At 68.0% G+C, this 16827-nt stretch carries 17 protein-coding genes and 1 tRNA gene; 9 read left to right on the top strand and 9 right to left on the bottom strand.

Going from position 1 to position 16827, the window contains the following annotated elements; all coding sequences use genetic code 11:
- Window positions 1–70: 70 nt before the first annotated feature.
- Genes Q0Z44_RS12625 through Q0Z44_RS12610 form a run of 4 tightly spaced genes read right to left on the bottom strand, consistent with a single transcriptional unit; the run spans window position 71 to window position 3841 of the window.
- Window positions 71–1231, bottom strand: coding sequence for a branched-chain amino acid ABC transporter substrate-binding protein (locus tag Q0Z44_RS12625; protein WP_298013267.1), 1161 nt, complete (start codon window positions 1229–1231; stop codon window positions 71–73).
- A 57-nt stretch (window positions 1232–1288) separates the two neighbouring features.
- On the bottom strand, window positions 1289–1744 hold the full coding sequence (locus Q0Z44_RS12620) for a hypothetical protein (protein WP_298013264.1): 456 nt from the start codon (window positions 1742–1744) through the stop codon (window positions 1289–1291).
- Window positions 1741–2190 carry a DNA polymerase III subunit chi gene (locus tag Q0Z44_RS12615; protein WP_298013263.1) on the bottom strand — a complete coding sequence of 150 codons (450 nt, stop codon included), beginning with the start codon at window positions 2188–2190 and terminating at the stop codon, window positions 1741–1743. Before Q0Z44_RS12615 ends, Q0Z44_RS12620 begins: the two co-directional genes overlap by 4 nt.
- Window positions 2191–2197: 7 nt before the next feature.
- Window positions 2198–3841 (bottom strand): leucyl aminopeptidase, encoded by a 1644-nt coding sequence (locus Q0Z44_RS12610; protein ID WP_298013261.1) that lies wholly within the window; start codon window positions 3839–3841, stop codon window positions 2198–2200.
- 41 nt (window positions 3842–3882) lie between these two features.
- On the opposite strand from Q0Z44_RS12610, the gene lptF reads away from it, so the two are divergent.
- From lptF to Q0Z44_RS12590, 4 genes are read left to right on the top strand one after another with little or no spacing between them, the layout of a single operon-like run.
- Window positions 3883–4977 (top strand): LPS export ABC transporter permease LptF, encoded by a 1095-nt coding sequence (gene lptF, locus Q0Z44_RS12605; RefSeq protein WP_109037013.1) that lies wholly within the window; start codon window positions 3883–3885, stop codon window positions 4975–4977.
- Window positions 4974–6131 (top strand): LPS export ABC transporter permease LptG, encoded by a 1158-nt coding sequence (gene lptG / locus Q0Z44_RS12600; protein ID WP_298013259.1) that lies wholly within the window; start codon window positions 4974–4976, stop codon window positions 6129–6131. The genes lptF and lptG overlap by 4 nt, the downstream gene beginning before the upstream one ends.
- 11 nt (window positions 6132–6142) lie before the next feature.
- The gene (locus tag Q0Z44_RS12595; protein WP_298013257.1) at window positions 6143–6559 is read left to right on the top strand and encodes a CbiX/SirB N-terminal domain-containing protein; all 417 of its coding nucleotides are present in this window, start codon (window positions 6143–6145) and stop codon (window positions 6557–6559) included.
- A gap of 31 nt (window positions 6560–6590) precedes the next feature.
- Window positions 6591–7565, top strand: coding sequence for a CysB family HTH-type transcriptional regulator (locus tag Q0Z44_RS12590; RefSeq protein ID WP_109037016.1), 975 nt, complete (start codon window positions 6591–6593; stop codon window positions 7563–7565).
- Between the two features lie 27 nt (window positions 7566–7592).
- Here the strand turns inward: Q0Z44_RS12590 and Q0Z44_RS12585 are convergent, their stop codons facing one another.
- Window positions 7593–9704 (bottom strand): hypothetical protein, encoded by a 2112-nt coding sequence (locus Q0Z44_RS12585; protein WP_298013254.1) that lies wholly within the window; start codon window positions 9702–9704, stop codon window positions 7593–7595.
- 114 nt (window positions 9705–9818) lie between these two features.
- On the opposite strand from Q0Z44_RS12585, the gene Q0Z44_RS12580 reads away from it, so the two are divergent.
- The gene (locus tag Q0Z44_RS12580; protein ID WP_298013252.1) at window positions 9819–10589 is read left to right on the top strand and encodes an oxepin-CoA hydrolase, alternative type; all 771 of its coding nucleotides are present in this window, start codon (window positions 9819–9821) and stop codon (window positions 10587–10589) included.
- A 28-nt stretch (window positions 10590–10617) separates the two neighbouring features.
- On the opposite strand, the gene Q0Z44_RS12575 is transcribed toward Q0Z44_RS12580, so the two are convergent.
- The gene (locus Q0Z44_RS12575; protein WP_298013250.1) at window positions 10618–11277 is read right to left on the bottom strand and encodes a hypothetical protein; all 660 of its coding nucleotides are present in this window, start codon (window positions 11275–11277) and stop codon (window positions 10618–10620) included.
- Between the two features lie 76 nt (window positions 11278–11353).
- A tRNA-Arg gene (locus Q0Z44_RS12570) sits at window positions 11354–11430 on the bottom strand.
- 155 nt (window positions 11431–11585) lie between these two features.
- On the opposite strand from Q0Z44_RS12570, the gene Q0Z44_RS12565 reads away from it, so the two are divergent.
- Together Q0Z44_RS12565 and Q0Z44_RS12560 are read left to right on the top strand one after the other, a co-directional pair.
- Window positions 11586–11795, top strand: coding sequence for a cation transporter (locus Q0Z44_RS12565; RefSeq protein WP_298013248.1), 210 nt, complete (start codon window positions 11586–11588; stop codon window positions 11793–11795).
- A gap of 244 nt (window positions 11796–12039) precedes the next feature.
- A complete protein-coding gene (locus Q0Z44_RS12560; RefSeq protein ID WP_298013246.1) occupies window positions 12040–12708 on the top strand; it encodes a hypothetical protein in 669 nt (222 codons plus the stop codon).
- Here the strand turns inward: Q0Z44_RS12560 and Q0Z44_RS12555 are convergent.
- Both Q0Z44_RS12555 and Q0Z44_RS12550 read right to left on the bottom strand, forming a co-directional pair.
- Window positions 12662–14278 (bottom strand): PAS domain-containing methyl-accepting chemotaxis protein, encoded by a 1617-nt coding sequence (locus tag Q0Z44_RS12555; RefSeq protein WP_298013244.1) that lies wholly within the window; start codon window positions 14276–14278, stop codon window positions 12662–12664. The two genes, Q0Z44_RS12560 and Q0Z44_RS12555, sit on opposite strands and share 47 nt — an antisense overlap.
- A 192-nt stretch (window positions 14279–14470) precedes the next feature.
- Window positions 14471–14890 (bottom strand): polyhydroxyalkanoate granule-associated phasin, encoded by a 420-nt coding sequence (locus Q0Z44_RS12550; RefSeq protein ID WP_298013242.1) that lies wholly within the window; start codon window positions 14888–14890, stop codon window positions 14471–14473.
- A 123-nt stretch (window positions 14891–15013) separates the two neighbouring features.
- Here Q0Z44_RS12550 and Q0Z44_RS12545 point away from each other — a divergent pair, with 123 nt between their 5' ends.
- Window positions 15014–15196, top strand: coding sequence for a CsbD family protein (locus Q0Z44_RS12545; protein ID WP_298013239.1), 183 nt, complete (start codon window positions 15014–15016; stop codon window positions 15194–15196).
- A gap of 221 nt (window positions 15197–15417) precedes the next feature.
- On the top strand, window positions 15418–16647 hold the full coding sequence (locus Q0Z44_RS12540) for a hypothetical protein (protein WP_298013237.1): 1230 nt from the start codon (window positions 15418–15420) through the stop codon (window positions 16645–16647).
- The last annotated feature ends 180 nt before the right edge of the window (window positions 16648–16827 follow it).

Genomic DNA, 16827 nt, shown 5'->3' with positions numbered 1-16827 from the left:
CGCTTTCCAGGCGTGCGACTTAAACCGCTCATCCACCTCTCCGAAGCCCGCTACTTTAGCATGCTTCGCGTCAGTTGACCGGCGTCTTCTTGCCGTCCTTGTAGCCGTACAACGTCATGGCGGGGTTCTTCAGCTCGCCATTCGACTCGAACTGCACCTTGGCCGTCACGCCCTGGTAGGCGGCCTCGACGATCTTCGGACCGTACACCTTCGGGTCGACCGAATTCGCGCGCTTCATCGCGTCCACCAGCACCATCGTGGCGTCGTAGGTGTAAGGCGAATACACCTGGAACTGACCCGGGAACTTGGCGTCGTAACGGGCGCGCCAGTCCTTGCCACCGGCCAGCTTATCGAGCGAGGCGCCGCCCACCGCGCACACCACGTTACCCAGCGTGCGAGCGCCGCTGGCCAGTTCGATCAGCTTGTCGGTACAGATGCCGTCGCCGCCGAACAGGTAGGTCTTGGTCAGACCCAGTTGCTGCATCTGGCGCAGCATCGGGCCGGCTTGCGGGTCCATGCCGCCGAAGAAGATGCCGTCCGGCTTCTTGTTCTTGATGGCCGTCAGGATGGCCATGAAGTCCACCGCCTTGTCGTTCGTGTACTGCTGGCTCACCACCTCCATGCCCAGTTGCTTGGCGGTCTTGGCGAACACTTCAGCCACGCCCTTGCCGTAGGCCGTGCGGTCATCGATGATCGCGACCTTCTTGAGCTTCAGGGTGCCATGCGCGTAATTGGCCAGACCGGCGCCCAGGGCGTTGTCGTTGGCCAGCAGGCGGAACACGTTCTTGTAGCCCGGCTTGGTCAGGTCGGGATTGGTGGCCGAGGGCGAGATCATCGGCAGGCCGCACTGGTTGTACACCTTCGAGGCCGGGATGGTGGTGCCCGAGTTCAGGTGGCCCACCACGCCGTTGACCTTGGCGTCACACAGCTTCTGCGCGGCCGCCGTGCCCTGCTTCGGGTCGGCTGCGTCATCTTCGGCCAGCAGTTCGAAGGTCACCTTCTTGCCGCCGATCGAGATGTTCTGCTTGTTGAGTTCGTCGACCGCCATGCGTGCGCCGTTCTCGTTGTCGCGACCGTAGTGCGCCTGAGGGCCGGACACCGGGCCCACGTGGCCGATCTTGACCACAGTCTGGGCCTGGGCGGCGCCGCCGGCCGTGGCCAGGGCGGCAAACGATGCGGCAGCCAGGGCCACGTGGCGCAGGCTCGGGGAAGGGGCAAAGCGAAGGGTCATGTCCACCTCGTCGGTTGGGTTGAAAGCGTTGGGGTACGGTTCACAAGGCACCGTGGTTCAGCGCTGGCGAAGCTTCGCCATCTCCTGCGCCACGGACCGGGCCACCACGTCTCGCATGGTGCGCCCGAGTTCTTCACGCAAATCGCGCACCAGGGCTTCGCTGTGGCGCGCGAGGATCGGCCCGATGGCCTCTCGAAGCCGAAAATCGAGCAGCCCATCGATCTGCTTCTGTACGTCGTTCAGCACGCGCTGCGCGATCTGCGCCTCGGTGATGTCGGCACGCGTGGGGCCGCCGACCGCCACGGGCAGCACGGGCGGCTCCACCAGCGGCGTGTCGATGGGAGTCCCCACGACCAGGTTGGAGATGGGCGCCCACGCCGGCCGCGCGTTCGGAAAACCGGATGTGACGACCGGCGCAGATACGGTCTGGCCGACGCCCGCCCCGTCGACAGGCAGGTCGATCACCTCGGTCAACGTCGGCACATGGGCCGGCGGGCGGGGCGCCTGGCTCATTCCTTGACCTCGTGCGGCTGCACCTGCCAGCCCATGGCTGCGTACTGCTTCCACCGCTGCCGCCCCAGCTGACGGTCCTCCGGCTCGCTGGAGACAATGTCGAACAGCCGGGCATAGCGGTCCATGCCGGCCGGCAGCCCCTGGCCCACGTTCACCAGCACGCTGCGCTCACCCGGCGCAGTGGCCGGGTCGGGCGTCAGCCAGATGGCCGTGTCGTGCTGACGAGCGGGCAGATCGCCCGGCGCCGTGGCCAGCACATGCGGCAGGAACTCCTGCTCGTCGAATGTCCAGAGCTGGCGATCAAGCGTGCGCAGGTTCGCCTCATCGCCCGTCACCACCACACGGGCGCCGGCCTTGTACGCCTTGCGCAGCAGGCGGCAGGCGTAGGCCAGCTTGTCGCCCACCCCGTGGTGGAACTCGACCTTGCCAGTCTGGGCGGCGCTCATGGTGCGCTCAGGCCTTGTCCGCAGCGACGCCCACGCGGGTGGTGCGGGGGCGCGGCGTGCGGGTCGGTGCGGCGGAGTCCGCATCCTGCCGCTGTTTCGCCACGCGTGGCGAGCCATCGGCCTTCGCGGGCTTCGCTGCCTTCACAGCTTTCGCCGCCTTCACGGCGCGCGGCGCGATGGCATCCTTGCCCGCTGCCGCCTGATCCAGGATGAATCGGGTCAACAAGCCGACCGGACGGCCGGTGCCGCCCTTCGCGCCGCCCGACTTCCAGGCCGAGCCGGCGATGTCGAGGTGGGCCCAGCGATAGGCCTTGGTGAACTTGGCCAGGAAGCAGGCCGCCGTGATGGCGCCGCCTTCGCGACCGCCCACGTTGGCGATGTCGGCGAAGTTGCTCTTCAGGCCCTCGGCGTACTCGTCGTCCAGCGGCATGCGCCAGGCGGTGTCCTGTGCCTGCTGGCCGGCCTTGAGCAGTGCCTGAGCAAGCTCGTCGTCGGCCGAGAACAGCCCGCTGTGCTGGTTGCCCAGCGCGATCACACAGGCGCCGGTCAGCGTCGCGATGTCGATGACGGCGGCCGGCTTGAAGCGCTCGGCATAGGTCAGCGCGTCGCACAGGATCAGGCGGCCTTCGGCGTCGGTGTTGAGCACCTCGATGGTCTGGCCCGACATGCTGGTGACCACATCGCCCGGCTTGGTGGCCGTGCCACTGGGCATGTTCTCGCACGCGGGCACCAGGCCGATCAGGTTGATGCGCGGCTGCAGTTCGGCCACGGCGCGGAAGGTGCCCAGCACGCTGGCTGCGCCACCCATGTCGAACTTCATCTCGTCCATGCCGGCGCTCGGCTTGATGGAGATGCCGCCCGTGTCGAACGTGATGCCCTTGCCCACCAGCACCAGCGGCGCCTGGCTGGCGGCCGCGCCCTGGTAGCGCAGGATGATGAACTTCGGCGGTTGCGCCGAGCCGTTGGTGACCGACAGGAAGGAGCCCATGCCGAGCTTTTCCAGGGCCGGCCGGTCGAGCACCTCGACCTTGAGCGACTTGAACTCGCGCCCCAGGCGCTTGGCCTCGCTGGCGAGGAAGGCCGGCGTGCAATGGTTGCCAGGGCGATTGCCCAGCTCGCGCGCCAGCGTCACGCCTTCGGCCACGGCCTGGCCTTCCGTCAGGCCGCGCTTGACGGCCGCGGCATCGTCCTGCGTACAGGCCAGCGTCACCTTGCGCAGCTGGCCGGGCTTGGGCGCGCTGGGCTTGGTGTGGGTGTACACATAAGTTGCATCGGCCACGGCCAGAACCAGCGCGTGGGCATGCGCCGCTTCCAGCGTCACACCGGCGGCGACTGCGAGGGCGGCATGCACCGCACCGAGATCCTTGATGTGGGCCAGGCCCTTGCCAACGGCGGCCTTCAACGCCTTGGGCGTGGCATCGGCCGCGGCCAGCAGCACCACGCGGGAGGCCTTCACGCCCGCCGGTCGATGCACATACAGGCTTTTGCCCGCCTTGAGCGCGAAGTCGCCCGCGGCGATGGCGTCCTTGGCGATCTGATCCAGCACCGGATCACCCGTGCTGCCCTGATCGGCCGTGAAAACCACCAGCAGCGCATCGGCATTGAGCTGGGACAGGGCAGGCCCGTGGGCCACGGTGGAGCGGTAGTCCATGCAGTGCAAGTCCATAATGGACGGATAGACAGATCCAAGCAATGTTATTCGATTCCTCCGTGCGCCGTGAACTCTGGCGCAGTTTCATGGCCACGCTGGTGGTGCTGCTCACCGTGGTGCTCACCATGGTGCTCATCCGCATCCTGGGTCAGGCCACCAAGGGCGCTTTTGCGCCGGCCGACGTGAGCCTGATCCTCAGCTACACCGTGGTCACACAGCTGCCGGTGCTGCTGGCGCTCGCCCTGTTCGTGTCGGTCGTGTCGGTGCTCAGCCGCATGTGGCGCGACAGCGAGATGGTGGTGTGGCAGGCCAGCGGAGCGCGGCAATTCAGCTTTCTGCGCCCGCTGCTGCGCATGGCGTGGCCTATCGTGGCGCTGGTGGCCGCCAGCACGCTGGTGGCGCGTCCGTGGGCGTATGACCAGACCGAGGTGCTGCGGCACCGCTTCGAGAAGCGCTCCGACATGGCGCGCATCGCCCCGGGTCAGTTTCAGGCATCGGCCGATGGCAAGCGCGTGTTCTTCATCGACAGCCACAGCGACGGCCAGACCACCGGGCGCAATGTCTTCATGGTGCTGACCGATGAAGGCACCGAATCGGTCGTCACGGCGCGCGAAGGGCAACTGCAGGTCGACAAGGGCATGCGCTACCTGATCCTGAACAACGGCGAGCGCATCCAGACCCGACTGGACACGGGCGAGATCACCAGCGCCCACTTCGACCGTGCCCGGGTGCTGGTGGGCGAGGCGCCGGACGCCGGCTCGGCTGCTCCGGAGCTGCGCGCCATGTCGACCACCGACCTCCTGGCCGACCGCAGCCGCGAGGCGCGCGGCGAACTGGTCTGGCGCCTGGGCCTCGTGTGGGCTGCCCTCAACATGGTGCTGGCCGGCCTCGCCCTGGCCGCCGGCAACAGCCGCCGCAACAGCAGCTGGAACCTGGTTTACGCGCTGCTTCTTTTCGTCGTCTACTTCAACCTGCTGACGCTCACGCAGTCGTGGGTCACACAGGGCAAGATGAAGTGGGCGCCGGCCGTGCTGGGCGTGCATGGCGGGCTGACCATGGCGCTGCTGGCCCTGATCGCCTGGCGTGACGGCGCCTTCCGCATGCTGGGCCGCCGCCCGCAGGAGGCCCGCGCATGAAGACCGTTCGCCGACTGATCTTCGGCACCATCGTGCGCCACGTGGCGCTGGTGGCACTGGCCTTCTCGGCCCTGTTCTTCTTCATCGACTTTGTCGACGAAGTGCGCAACCTGGGCCGTCTGGGCTACAAGCTGCACCACGTGCTGTGGACCTGCGTGCTGATGCAGGGCGCCCACCTGTATGACCTCTTCCCCATCGCGTTGCTGATCGGCGCCATCCTGGCGCTGTCCCGGCTGGCGCAGACCTCCGAGTTCACCATCCTGCGCACAGGCGGCCTGGGGCCCGGCCGGGCGCTGAGCCTGCTCGGGCTGCTGGGCGTGCTGGCCGCGGCCATCATGGTGTGGATCGGCAATTGGTACGTGCCCTGGTCCGAGGCGCAGCTGCAGGTGCACAAGGCACAGTTCAGCACCCGCCAGGGCCTGAAGCTGGGCCAGTCGGGCGCCTGGCTGCGTGAACGGCGCGCCCAGCCCGATGGCAGCACCCACCTGATCACGGTCAGCGTGGGCAAGGCCGTGCGGCAGGACCAGTTCGGCGACGTGCGCATCTTCGAGTTCGACGACAGCGGACGGCTGCTGCGCCGCCTCTCGGCGCGACAGGCCGACGTCAGTGCCGGCGGCGACGACGTCGGCTCGGTGTGGCAGCTTCGCGAGGTGAACGAGACACTGTGGCTCACGCACGACCTGCTGGGCGAGGAAGCCGTGCGCGAGGGCCGCCCCGTGGTGCGCGAGCAGACCCATGTGCAGCTCGCCTGGCAGAGCAGCCTGACACCGCTGGTGGTCTCGGCCTCGGTGCTGCCGCCCGACACGATGTCGACCATGGCGCTCTGGCGCTACACCCGCCACCTTGCCAGCAACGCGCAGGCCGCACAGCGCTACGAAATCGAGTTCTGGAAGAAGAGCTTCTACCCCGTGGTGTGCCTGGTGATGGTGGCGCTCGCCCTGCCCTTCGCCTACCTGCATGCGCGCAGCGGCGGCATGAGCCTGAAGATCTTTGGCGGCATCATGCTGGGCATCAGCTTCGTGCTGGCCAACCACATCAGCAGCCACCTCGGCCTGTTGCACCAGTGGCAACCCTGGCTGGCTGCCGCCGCACCGAGTGCGCTGTACCTCCTGCTGTCCATGAGCGCCTTCGTGTGGCTCGTGCGTTACCGTTGAAAGCCCCCGCCATGTCTTCCTCTGCCTCCGGCATCCTGCTGTTCGCGCACGGCGCCCGCGACCCGAACTGGGCACGCCCCTTCGAGGCCGCCGCGGAAGCCCTGCGCCAGCGTGCGCTGGCTGCAGGAGATGCCGCGCTGGCCGCGCACATTCGCCTGGCCTTTCTCGAGTTCATGTCGCCCGACCTGCCGGCCGCCGGCCGTGAACTCGCCGAGGCGGGTTGCACCGCGGTGACGGTGGTGCCGCTGTTTCTGGGGGTCGGTGGGCATGTGCGCAAGGACCTGCCCCGCCTCATGAGTGAACTGGCCGAGGCCCATCCCGGCGTGCAGTGGACGCTGAGCGCCGCCGTGGGCGAGACGACGCTGCTGATCCAGGCGCTGGCCGATTCGGCCTGGCAGCTCGCGCACCCCGCGCAGCCAGCCGCCTGAGCGACACCGGCACGGCAGTCCAGCAGCCACCATGAACCTGCACCAGTTCCGCTTCGTCTGGGAAGCCGCACGGCGTAACCTGAACCTCACCGAAACCGCCAAGGCGCTGCACACATCGCAGCCCGGCATCTCCAAGGCCATTCTGGAGTTGGAGGAAGAGCTGGGCGTCGACATCTTCGTGCGCCACGGCAAGCGCCTGCGCCGAGTCACCGAGCCCGGCCAGCAGGTGCTGAAGTCCATCGACATCATCCTGCGCGAGGTGGCCAACCTCAAACGCATTGGCGAGGAGTACGCCATGCAGGATGCGGGCACGCTCTCGATCGCCACCACGCATACCCAGGCGCGTTACGTGCTGCCCGAGCCCGTGGCCGCGCTGCGGCGCAAGTACCCCAAGGTGGCCGTGAGCCTGCATCAGGGTACGCCCGAGCAGGTGGCCCGCATGGTGCTCGATGAGGTCGCCGACGTGGGTCTGGCCACCGAGTCGCTCAGCGACTTTCCGGAACTCGTCACCCTGCCCTGCTATGAATGGCAGCACGTGGTCGTGATGCAGGCGGGGCACCCGCTGGCCCAGGTGCCGCGCCTGACGCTGGAGCAGCTGGCCGCCGAGCCGCTGATTTCGTATCACCCCTCCTTCACCGGCCGCAAGCGCATCGACCAGGCCTTTGCCCAGCGAGGGCTCACGCCCAATGTGGTGATGGAGGCGATTGACTCCGACGTGATCAAGACCTATGCACGGCTGGGCATGGGCATCGGCCTGGTGGCCGAAATGGCGGTGAAGGACGACCCGCTGATGAACACGCCGGGCAGCGAACTGGTGGCGCGCCCCGTGGGCCACCTCTTCGGCCCCAACCTGGCGCGGCTGGCCTTCAAGCGGGGCGCCTACATGCGCCAGTTCGTGCTGAACTTTGCCGAGCTGGTGTCCGACCGGCTGACCCGTCAGCTGATCCTGCAGGCCATGCAGACGCCCGCCGGCGCACCCCGCGAAGGCAGCGACGCCGGCATGTGACCGCACTGCCGCCGCGGCGGCATCTGATCACGCTTTGCCGATGTGCGGCGTGTCACTGTCGTCCACGTGGAACGGCAGTGGGTCGAGCGTGCGGGGGGCACTCGGCAGCGGATCGGTGACGCGCACCTCGGAGGCCGCCGGGTCGGGCTCCGGCGCGGTCAGGTCATCCAGATGAAGGTCAAGGCTGATGCTGGGACGGGCACCGGGCTGCGCCTTGATGGGCCGGGTGGCCATCAGCGGCGCGACCTCGTCGGATTCACCGCGCACGGTCAGCTGCGATGCGGGCTGCGCACCGCCCATCTCGGGCAGCAACAGGTCCACGGCCTGGCGGTCTCGCGACTCACGCTCGGACAGATCCCGCGCCACGGCGTACAGGAACAGCAGTTCGCGGTAGGCCGGCAGGTCAAAGGTCTCGGCGTCGTGATCCGGCCGGGTCAGCGACTTTTCGAGCACGTCCATGGCCCGCGCCGGTGTCGACCACAGACCCTGCAGGCGTTCGATCACCCCAGGGTAATCGGCCAGGCTGTGCCCCTGCTGCAGGTCGGCCTCCCAGGCGGGCGCATAGCCATTGAACCGGGCGTTGAAGTCGGCTTGCACGCGCTCGTAATCGGCACGCTGGCCGAGGCGCTGGTAGATCTCGAGCAGCTTGAGGTAAGGCAGCGGGCTGCCTCCGGTGGTGCTCTGGACGTGCCCTTCGAGGAGGTCGATGGCCGCATCGTCCTGACCCAGCACCACAAAGAACTCGGCCTGCTGTTCGAGGTCGATCAGCTCTTCGACGGACACCTCACGCAGGGCCTCGCGCTGCACCGGCGAGCCCATCGGCACGGGCGCCGGGGCAGGCGGTGGCTCCAGCGTGACGCTCGGCGCGGGCACAGGTGCCTGAAACACCGGAGCGGGCGCGAACGGAGCAGGTGCAGGCACGCTCCAGTCCGGCTGGACCGACGTTGCGGGGTGTGCGAGTTCGCCCTGGAAGGTGTCGACCTCGGGCGCATGAAGGCCCTCCGGACGGCGCACGAAGTCGACCGAGGTGCGGCTCAGGTCGTCGTCCACACCGGTGTCGCGCGCTTCGCTGTTCACGGCAGACGCCATCCAGTCGGACGCGGCGGCTGCGCGATGGGCACGCCACAGCCGCCATCCCAGCCACAGCACCAGGGGCAGCAGGACCAGCACGAGTGCTCCGAGGCCAGTGACCAACCAGCCGGGGGCCGCCTCGCTCACGGGGGCGGTGCTGGCCAGTGCAGCCTTGGCTTTGTCGCTTTCGGCCTGCAGGGCGACCAGCCGCTGCTCGAGTTCGGCGAGGCGCTGGCGGTCACGGGCCAGTTGTTCGGGGGTGGCGTTCAACGCTTGCCACAGCGCGGCAGCGGCCGCCCGACGCTCCTTCGAGGCGGGTGAATCGTCGAGGGCGGCCGTGCCGAGCGTGGCCGTGGGCCGCAACTCGGGCAGGACCAGTGCATCCTGCTCGACCGGGTCGAGCAGCAGTCGGCTGCCCGTGTCGGCCTTCGCCGCCTTCGGAGCCTTTGCTGCTGCCCCCATCGAGGTGGACAGGCCGCCAGCACCGGGGGAGGCCATGCCCCCCGCCTCACTGGCGGGCGAAGCGGCCGCACGCGTCGCAGGCGCGCGAGCAGCCGTGCGGGCGGCGGTGCTCGATGCCGGGCGACGGGTGGACGGGGCAGCAGCGCCCCCCGCATCCGCAGGGGCGGGGTTGTCCGAGGGGGCGGTGGCAGTGAGCGGAGCGGTCTCGGCCGCCGCCAGCGAGGGCGGGTCGACGAAGAGCACGAATTTGCGGGTGACGCGCGCCTGACAGCCGGCAATCAGGTAGACCGTCACCACCGGCTCGTTCAGCACGCCTTGCGTCTGCAAGCGCAAGGTGGCCTCGGAGGCACCGACTGCGCGTTCGACTGCAAGGGACACCGCGCCGCGAGGCAGTTTGTCTTCGCCCACGTAGACGTCGCTGGCAAGGCAATCCTGGGCAAGGTCTTCGCCGGCTTCAAGGCGGATGGGAACCTGCATCTGCAGGCGTTCGCCGAGGATGGCGCGGCTGACGGGGCGACCGAAGCCCAAGCCGTGAGACGCAATCGGCACGAAACCCAGTGCCACTCCAGCGAGAACCGCGGCCGACACCTTGTTGCAATGAATCATGAGGGTGTGCTTTGAGGCCAGTAAACCACTCTAGCATGAAGCGAAATGCATCCCGGGGGCGAGAATCGCGAGGGATTCCCAGCAGTTTCCATGAATCAACACGGCAAACCAGGCATGACCACTGAACTGCAGACTTCGCGCCACGGCGCCACCCTCGTGCTGACCCTGCACGGACCGGCCAACCGCAATGCGCTGTCACCCCAGGTGTACGCCGCGGGCATCGAGACACTCGGCATGGCGGAGGACAACCCCGACATCGCGGCCGTGGTGCTGACCGGCTCCGGCGGTCACTTCTGCAGCGGCGGCGACCTGGCGCGCCTGGGGCACAACCGCGACCACGATCTGCCCGCACAGGAAGCGGCCATCGGCGCCTTCCATCAATGGGTGGAGGGGCTGCACAGCTTCCCGAAACCCGTGATCGCGGCCATCGAGGGACGGGCCGCAGGAGGGGGGGTGTCGCTGGCGCTCGCGTGCGACCTGATCGTGGCGGCCGAGGACGCCCGCTTCACGATGGCCTACAGCCAGATCGGCCTGTCACCCGACGGTGGCACCTCGTGGCAGCTTGCGCGCCGGGTGGGGCGCGGCCGGGCGCTCGCGTGGCTATGGGACGGCGGAACGCACAGTGCGCAGGACTGGGCCGCGGTGGGCCTGGTCCAGCGGCTGGCGCCGTCGGGCACGGCGCTGTCGGCAGCCCTCGCGTGGGCAGACGAGCTGGCCACGTTGCCGGCGGGTGCCGTGGCCAGCATCAAGGAACTGGTGAACGAGGCGGATTCGCGCCCGCTGCATACCCATCTGCAGCAAGAGCAGACGCACTTTCTACGCAACCTGACCCAGCCTGCGGCGGGCACCGCCATCGCAGCCTTCCTGCAACGGCGCAAGGGCTGAGCCGGCGCCCAGCCGAGGCGCCTGCGCCTCAGCCCTGGGCGATGGCGCGGCAGCGGGCTGCGGCCCGGTCAAACAGCCCACCGACGAAGTGCAGCTGCGCTGCCTCAAGGTTCTGCCCGCTCATGCGGACGGTGAGGATGCCGCGGTTGAGCGTCAGCACCAGCAGCAGCGCGTCCGTCCACCATGACGTGGCGGCCGCATCAAGCTGGGCCAGCATGTCTTCATCAAGCCAGGCGCGCGCCACCTCTTCGGCGTTGCAGAACAGCGCAAACCGGCGCGCCAGCACGGGCGAGGCGGCCATCGAGATGCGCGGGTGCATGGCCAACCAGCGCATTTCCTCGGGGAGCGTGTGGTCGACCTGGGTCTGCATCGCGTTGGTGTAGCGACTGAAGACGTCGGTCTCGAGGGTCTGGGTGAGCACCTTGCTGAGCAGCAGCATCTGCACGTCGTGCGGCAGACCGGTGTCACTGCGAAAGCGCAGCTCCTGACCTACGATGTAAGGCCGCTGCGACGCGCCCCACTCGACGCGCCAGCCGGCTTGGGTGCTGACGACAAAGCCCCCTGCCCCCCGGCTGTCCTTGACGCGTTTGAGCTGATGCCCTTCGGCCTTGGCCCAGGCGGCCAGCACGTCGCCATCGGCGCCTGCGCCGCCCCGGGCACCCAGGAGTCGCTTGATCGCGGCAAACATGGATGACGACAGTCCCTTGTGCGTGGAACGGCCCGCCGTACGGGCCGGGCCCGCGGCTGACCGCCGGTTGAATGGTTGGCCTGTCCGGAGGGACTCGAACCCCCGACCTGCTGCTTAGAAGGCAGCTGCTCTATCCAGTTGAGCTACGGACAGCCAGCGCATGCACGTGGCATGTGAACGAACAGTTTACGCGATGGCCTCCGCTCCCATCGCCGTATGAACGCGCCAGCGTGGTCGCCCGCCCACGCTGGCCCTGGCAACGCGGAGAAAATGACCTCCATCCTCATCATTCCGACCAAAGCCCCGTCATGAGCACACCCCAGACCCATCAGATCGTTGTCAGCGGCATGAGCTGCGCCCATTGCGTGAAGGCAGTGACCCAGGCGGTGCAGGCGCTGGACCCCGAAGCGCGGGTTCAGGTGGACCTGCCATCCGGCCAGGTGACGGTGGACACCGCGCTGGACCGCGCCCAGGTGCGGGCCGCCATCACCGAAGAAGGGTACGAGCCGCAGCCCTGAGCAGGGCTTACCCCAAGGGGCGCCCCGGCCCCAGACGCCTTTTGCACACCCTGAATGGGTGAGGAGGGGCACAAAACCCGAGCCCGCCCCGGTTTTCAGGGGTTTCGGGTTGCGGGCGGGCATCGATACAGTTTGATACAGGTGGCGTAACCCGGATGCGTTACGCCAAGGTGAGCACCAGGGCCGTCGGTGCTTTCCTCTCTGTTCTGCTGTGGCCCCGAGGTAGATGACCATGCCAAGCCGTTTGAAAACCCTACTGCCGCTGCTCGTGATGCTGCTGGGCGCGCCGGCCATGGCGGAGCTGACGGTGACGTCCGGGTTCGACAGCGGTGCCAGTTCGGTGGGCCCCCAGGCCGCGGCCAGCCAGGCGTCTTTCCTGAACTCGACGGGCGGCCGCGTGATGCTCGATTTCGAAGGCGACATGCCGGCCGGGCTCGCCATCCGGGGTGGCCGGGTGACGGACGATTCAGGCTGCCGGGCGGCGCTGTGCGGTTTCAACACCACCGAGGCGGGCAGTCAGTTCCTGCTTGCGCCGGGCAAGAAAGGCACCATCACCTTCACGTTCGGTGAGGGCGTCAGCTACTTCGGCGCGTATTTCTCGGGTCTGCAGCTGGCCACGGGCACCCTCACCTTCCAGGACGGCGTGCGCCAGGAGATCAGCCTGCCCTACGGCGACATCTCGCTGGGTGGCATGGCCTTTGTGGGCTTCCACAACCCGGGCAAGCTCATCGGCTCGGTCAGCTTCTACACCGGCAACGACATCATTGCCATCGACGACGTGGTGTACGGCCGCGGGCCCGTCGCTGCAGTGCCGGAGGTCGGCACGCTGGCGACCATGGGCCTGGGGCTGCTGGCGATCGCCGGCCTCAGGCGGGGGCGCGCTGAGCGGGCGAGCGCGCGCCAGCCGGTTTGACCGAAGGCGCGTCCTTGGCCGCGCCGAGGCGGAAGACCTGCACCGCGCGCTCCAGCGTACCGGCACGCCGTTGCAGCGACTGACACGCGGCTGCGGTCTGTTCCGCGAGCGCCGCGTTCTGCTGGGCCGACGCATCGAAGCTGGCCACGGTGCCGTTGAGCGCCGCAATGCCCTGAGACTGCTCGGTCGTGGCCTGCTGGACGTGGGCCACCAGACCGCTGACCTGCTCCACGGCGTCCACCATGTCGCGGATCACCTGCTGGGTCACGCGCACGCGCTCGGCACCGTCGGTCACCTGGCTCACGGACGCATCGATCAATGAACGGATCTCCCGGGCGGCCTCGCTGGACCGATGTGCCAGCGATCGCACCTCGGCGGCCACCACACTGAAGCCACGGCCTTGCTCGCCAGCACGGGCCGCCTCGACCGCGGCGTTCAGCGCCAGGATGTTGGTCTGGAAGGCGATGCCCTCGATCACCTGGTTGATCTCGGCCACGCGACGCGAGGAGGATTCAATGTGGCCCATGGTCTGGACGATCTCGCCCACGGCCTCGCCGCCGCGCTTGGCCACCGTGCTGGCACGCGTGCCGAGGTCGGCCGCCTGGCGGGCGGCATCGGCCGTGCCGCTCACCACGCCGGTCATCTGTTCCATGGTGGACGCGGTTTTCTGCACCTCCGCCGACTGCTGCTCGGTCCGGCCGGACAGGTCGTCGCTGCCGGAGGCGATCTCACGCGCGCCGTCCTTCATCGCATTGACCTCGCTGCGGACATCTTCGACGATGGCCTGCATGTTGAGGTTGATGAGCCAGAGTCGCCGCAACAACTGCCCCAGGGGGTGACGGCGCATGAAGCGCACGTTGCCATTGAGGTTGCAACCGGCAATGTGGGCGGCCAGCTCGCCCGCGCGGTCAAGCGGCCGGGCCACGTAACCGTGGAACCACCAGGTGGCCAGCGCAGCCGGTACCAGGGCAGCAAGCCATTGTGCAAACCACGGCAGGCCCAGCGTCGTCGCCAGGACAGGCAGCAGCGAGACCGCGAGGATGACGAGACCGACGCGCTGCGTGAGCGTGAGGCGGTGCACGCGGTGGGGCCAATCGCGCCAGCCCACCAGGCGCATGGCGCCGGCATGGATGCGCACGGTGTGGCGCCCGGTGGCGCGCTCGGCGGCCACCCGGGCGTACAGCGCCTCGGCCTTGGCCACCTGCTCCCGCGTCGGCTTGATTCGCACGGACATGTAACCCTTGGGCTTGCCGTCCTCCATGACGGGGGTGACGTTGGCCAGCACCCAATAGTGGTCTCCGCTCTTGCAGCGGTTCTTCACCACGCCGGTCCAGGGCCGACCTCGGCCAATGGTGCTCCACATGTCCTTGAAGGCTTCCGGTGGCATGTCGGGGTGACGCACGACGCTGTGGGGTTGCCCCATCAGTTCGTCGTACCCGAAGCCACTGACCTCCAGAAAGGCACCATTGCAGTGCGTGATCCGTCCTTGCGGATCCGTGGTCGATACCAGTTTGTACTCTGCCGGGAAATCGTGTTCGCGCCCGGTCACGGGCGGAAGGTGTGTTGTCATGGTCCATCCCTCAGGACATGTCGCCGTTGTCCCCGGCGCCACCATGACGGGCACCAGGAGCCTGTTCCAGTATCGGCGGCTGTCCTCGAAACCAAATGGTGCGCCCCGCGCACATGCACGAATTCGTGCACGGTTTCAGTGCGATTTGATCTAAGTCAAACGCTAACCGGGCGTTGCGCGCGGGGGTGGACGTCAACGCAGGCGCGTGCGTGCCAGTCGGCGCGCGTTGGCGGTGGCCTTGCGGTGCACGGGGGCCAAGCCTTGGTCAATCACGCCGAGCGAGGCGCGGTGCCAGGCCTCGCCTGCCTGAAGCAGCGTCTGGCCAGGATGGGCGCCGCCAGGCACCGGCCAGCAGACCTGCCACAGCGAGAGCGCAAGACGCTGCTGCGCCTGCATCGCGTGGGTCCACATCGCCATCCAGGACTGCATGAAGGCCACCTGCTTTTCGGCGACCATGCCGCTGAATTCCTTGTGGTCGCGGGCGGACAACACCGGCCCCGCGAGGGCCATCCGGACCACACGATGTCCGATGACCTGGGGCACGGCGACGGCGAGTTCGTGCCCGCGCGTGACGAGGCTGACTGCGGTGACGTCTTTGCGGCGAGCGGGCATGGTGTTCCTGAAACGAGGGTTGTGAGCGCTCAGTATGCAAGCCACGCGCCCGCCATGTGCACGAGCTGCACCGGGCATGTCGATTGCCGGGACAGGACACGATCCACTTCAACGGAGAACACCATGAACCGCGATCAGATCAAGGGTACCGTCAAGGACGTCGCCGGCAAGGCACAGGCCGAAGTCGGCAAGGCCGTCGGCAGCCATGAACAGCACGCCAAGGGCGTGGCCCGCCAGGTCGAAGGCAAGACCCAGAAGACCTATGGCGATGCCAAGGAAACAGTGAAGAAGCAGCTGGACCGCTGATGCACTGGCGTGTGCGCTCCATCACGGAGCGCCGCGCAATGCCGGGTGCCGCGTCGATCTGACCGGCCACCCGGCTGCTGTTTGGCCGATCCACGGCCTTGCTCGAACGGCACCATGGCGCATGTCTGTGGCGCCTGGAACTCCCGGTCCATCGACACCGCCTGCGGAGCGACACCCGCAACCGATGTCCTTTGATCGGATCTGTTTCCGGGGTCCCCGCCATGTCTCGTGCCCGTTCGTTTCTCGCCCTGCCCGGCACCGCCCGCGCGCATTGGCTGTTCAGCCTGCTGCTGGTGGCGTGCACCCCGGCGAGCGCCCACATCAAGTGGTTTGCCGAGGTGCAAGTGCGGGATGCGCCCCGTCCTGTTGTGGCCGTGATCGGTCAGCCAGGCTTTGTCGCCCTGGCGGCGTGTGCGCTGTTGACAATGATGCTGGTGGCGTCCACCGAGGCGTGGCTGCGCCGTCGCACGGTCGGTGTTCCTGGACGCGCACTGCATGGCGTGGTCAGCGACAGGATCGCCTTACGCGTCATTCGGATCGGAACGGGCCTCTTCTTTCTGGCCAACGCGCTGTACTTTGCCGACAAGCCGGTGCTGCTGACACCCGAGTTGACGGCCGGCGCGCCCTGGACGACGGTGCTGCAAGTCGCGACTGGCGCACTGGCCCTGCTGGGTCGCCCCCGGCTGGCCGCCATGGGCCTGGTGGCGCTGTTCGGGCAGGCCATCGCGCAGTACGGGGCTTTTCACCTGATCGACTACACGCTTTTTCTCGGGGTGGCGGCATGCCTGTGGCTGTCCGACGCCCCGGCCGCGCTCCAGCGCCGTGCGCTGACTGCCTTGCGGCTGACGGTGGGCCTGTCCCTGCTATGGGGCGCCATCGAGAAATGGATGTATCCGCAGTGGACCTTTCCCCTTCTGTGCGGCGACGCCCGGGCGCTGCTGATGGGTCTGACGCCCGACTTCTTCATGCAGGGGGCGGGCATGATCGAGTTCTGCACCGCCACCGCCATCGTGGTTGGTGGGGTCGCGGGGCGGCTGGCGTGCGTGCTGCTTCTGGCACTGATGATCGCGGCCATGCCGATGTTCGGGCCCATCGACGTGATCGGGCATGCGCCCTTCGTGCTGGGATTGGCCGTGCTGGCCTGCGTCCGCAATGGCGTGGCAGACCGATTCGGCACCGCGGACACCCATCGCCATGTCCTGCGCTGGGCCATGGCGTTCGGCGCGATGCTCGCCACCCTGCCAGCGCTGTACGTGGCGGCGCACGGTCTGCTGATCGAGGCTGGAGACTGGACCTGGCTGCCGCTTTCTGTGGCGCTTCCCGGCGTGTTGCTGGTGGCCTGGCCGCTCACGCCGCGCAGCCCGATCCACTGGCGGCGTCCCCCTCCGGCTGCCTGGAAGCCCACGCGCAGCCCGCAGGTGGGCTGGGCGGCGTCACGCCAGGGCGGTTGAACCTGGTTGGAAGAACAAGGGCCGAAACGAAAAGAGCCGCAACGATCCAGACCGTTGCGGCTCCATTACTTGAACGTGGTCGGGGCGGTGGGATTCGAACTCACGACCCTCTGCTCCCAAAGCACTTTTTCCTTAGTCCAAGGAGGCCCAAAGACTTCCACCAGCCACGGGGCAAACCAT

This window comes from uncultured Aquabacterium sp. (assembly GCF_947366995.1).
Classification (GTDB): domain Bacteria; phylum Pseudomonadota; class Gammaproteobacteria; order Burkholderiales; family Burkholderiaceae_C; genus Aquabacterium.
Note: the sequence above shows the minus strand (reverse complement) of the source record. Positions and strands in the feature narration are given on the sequence as shown.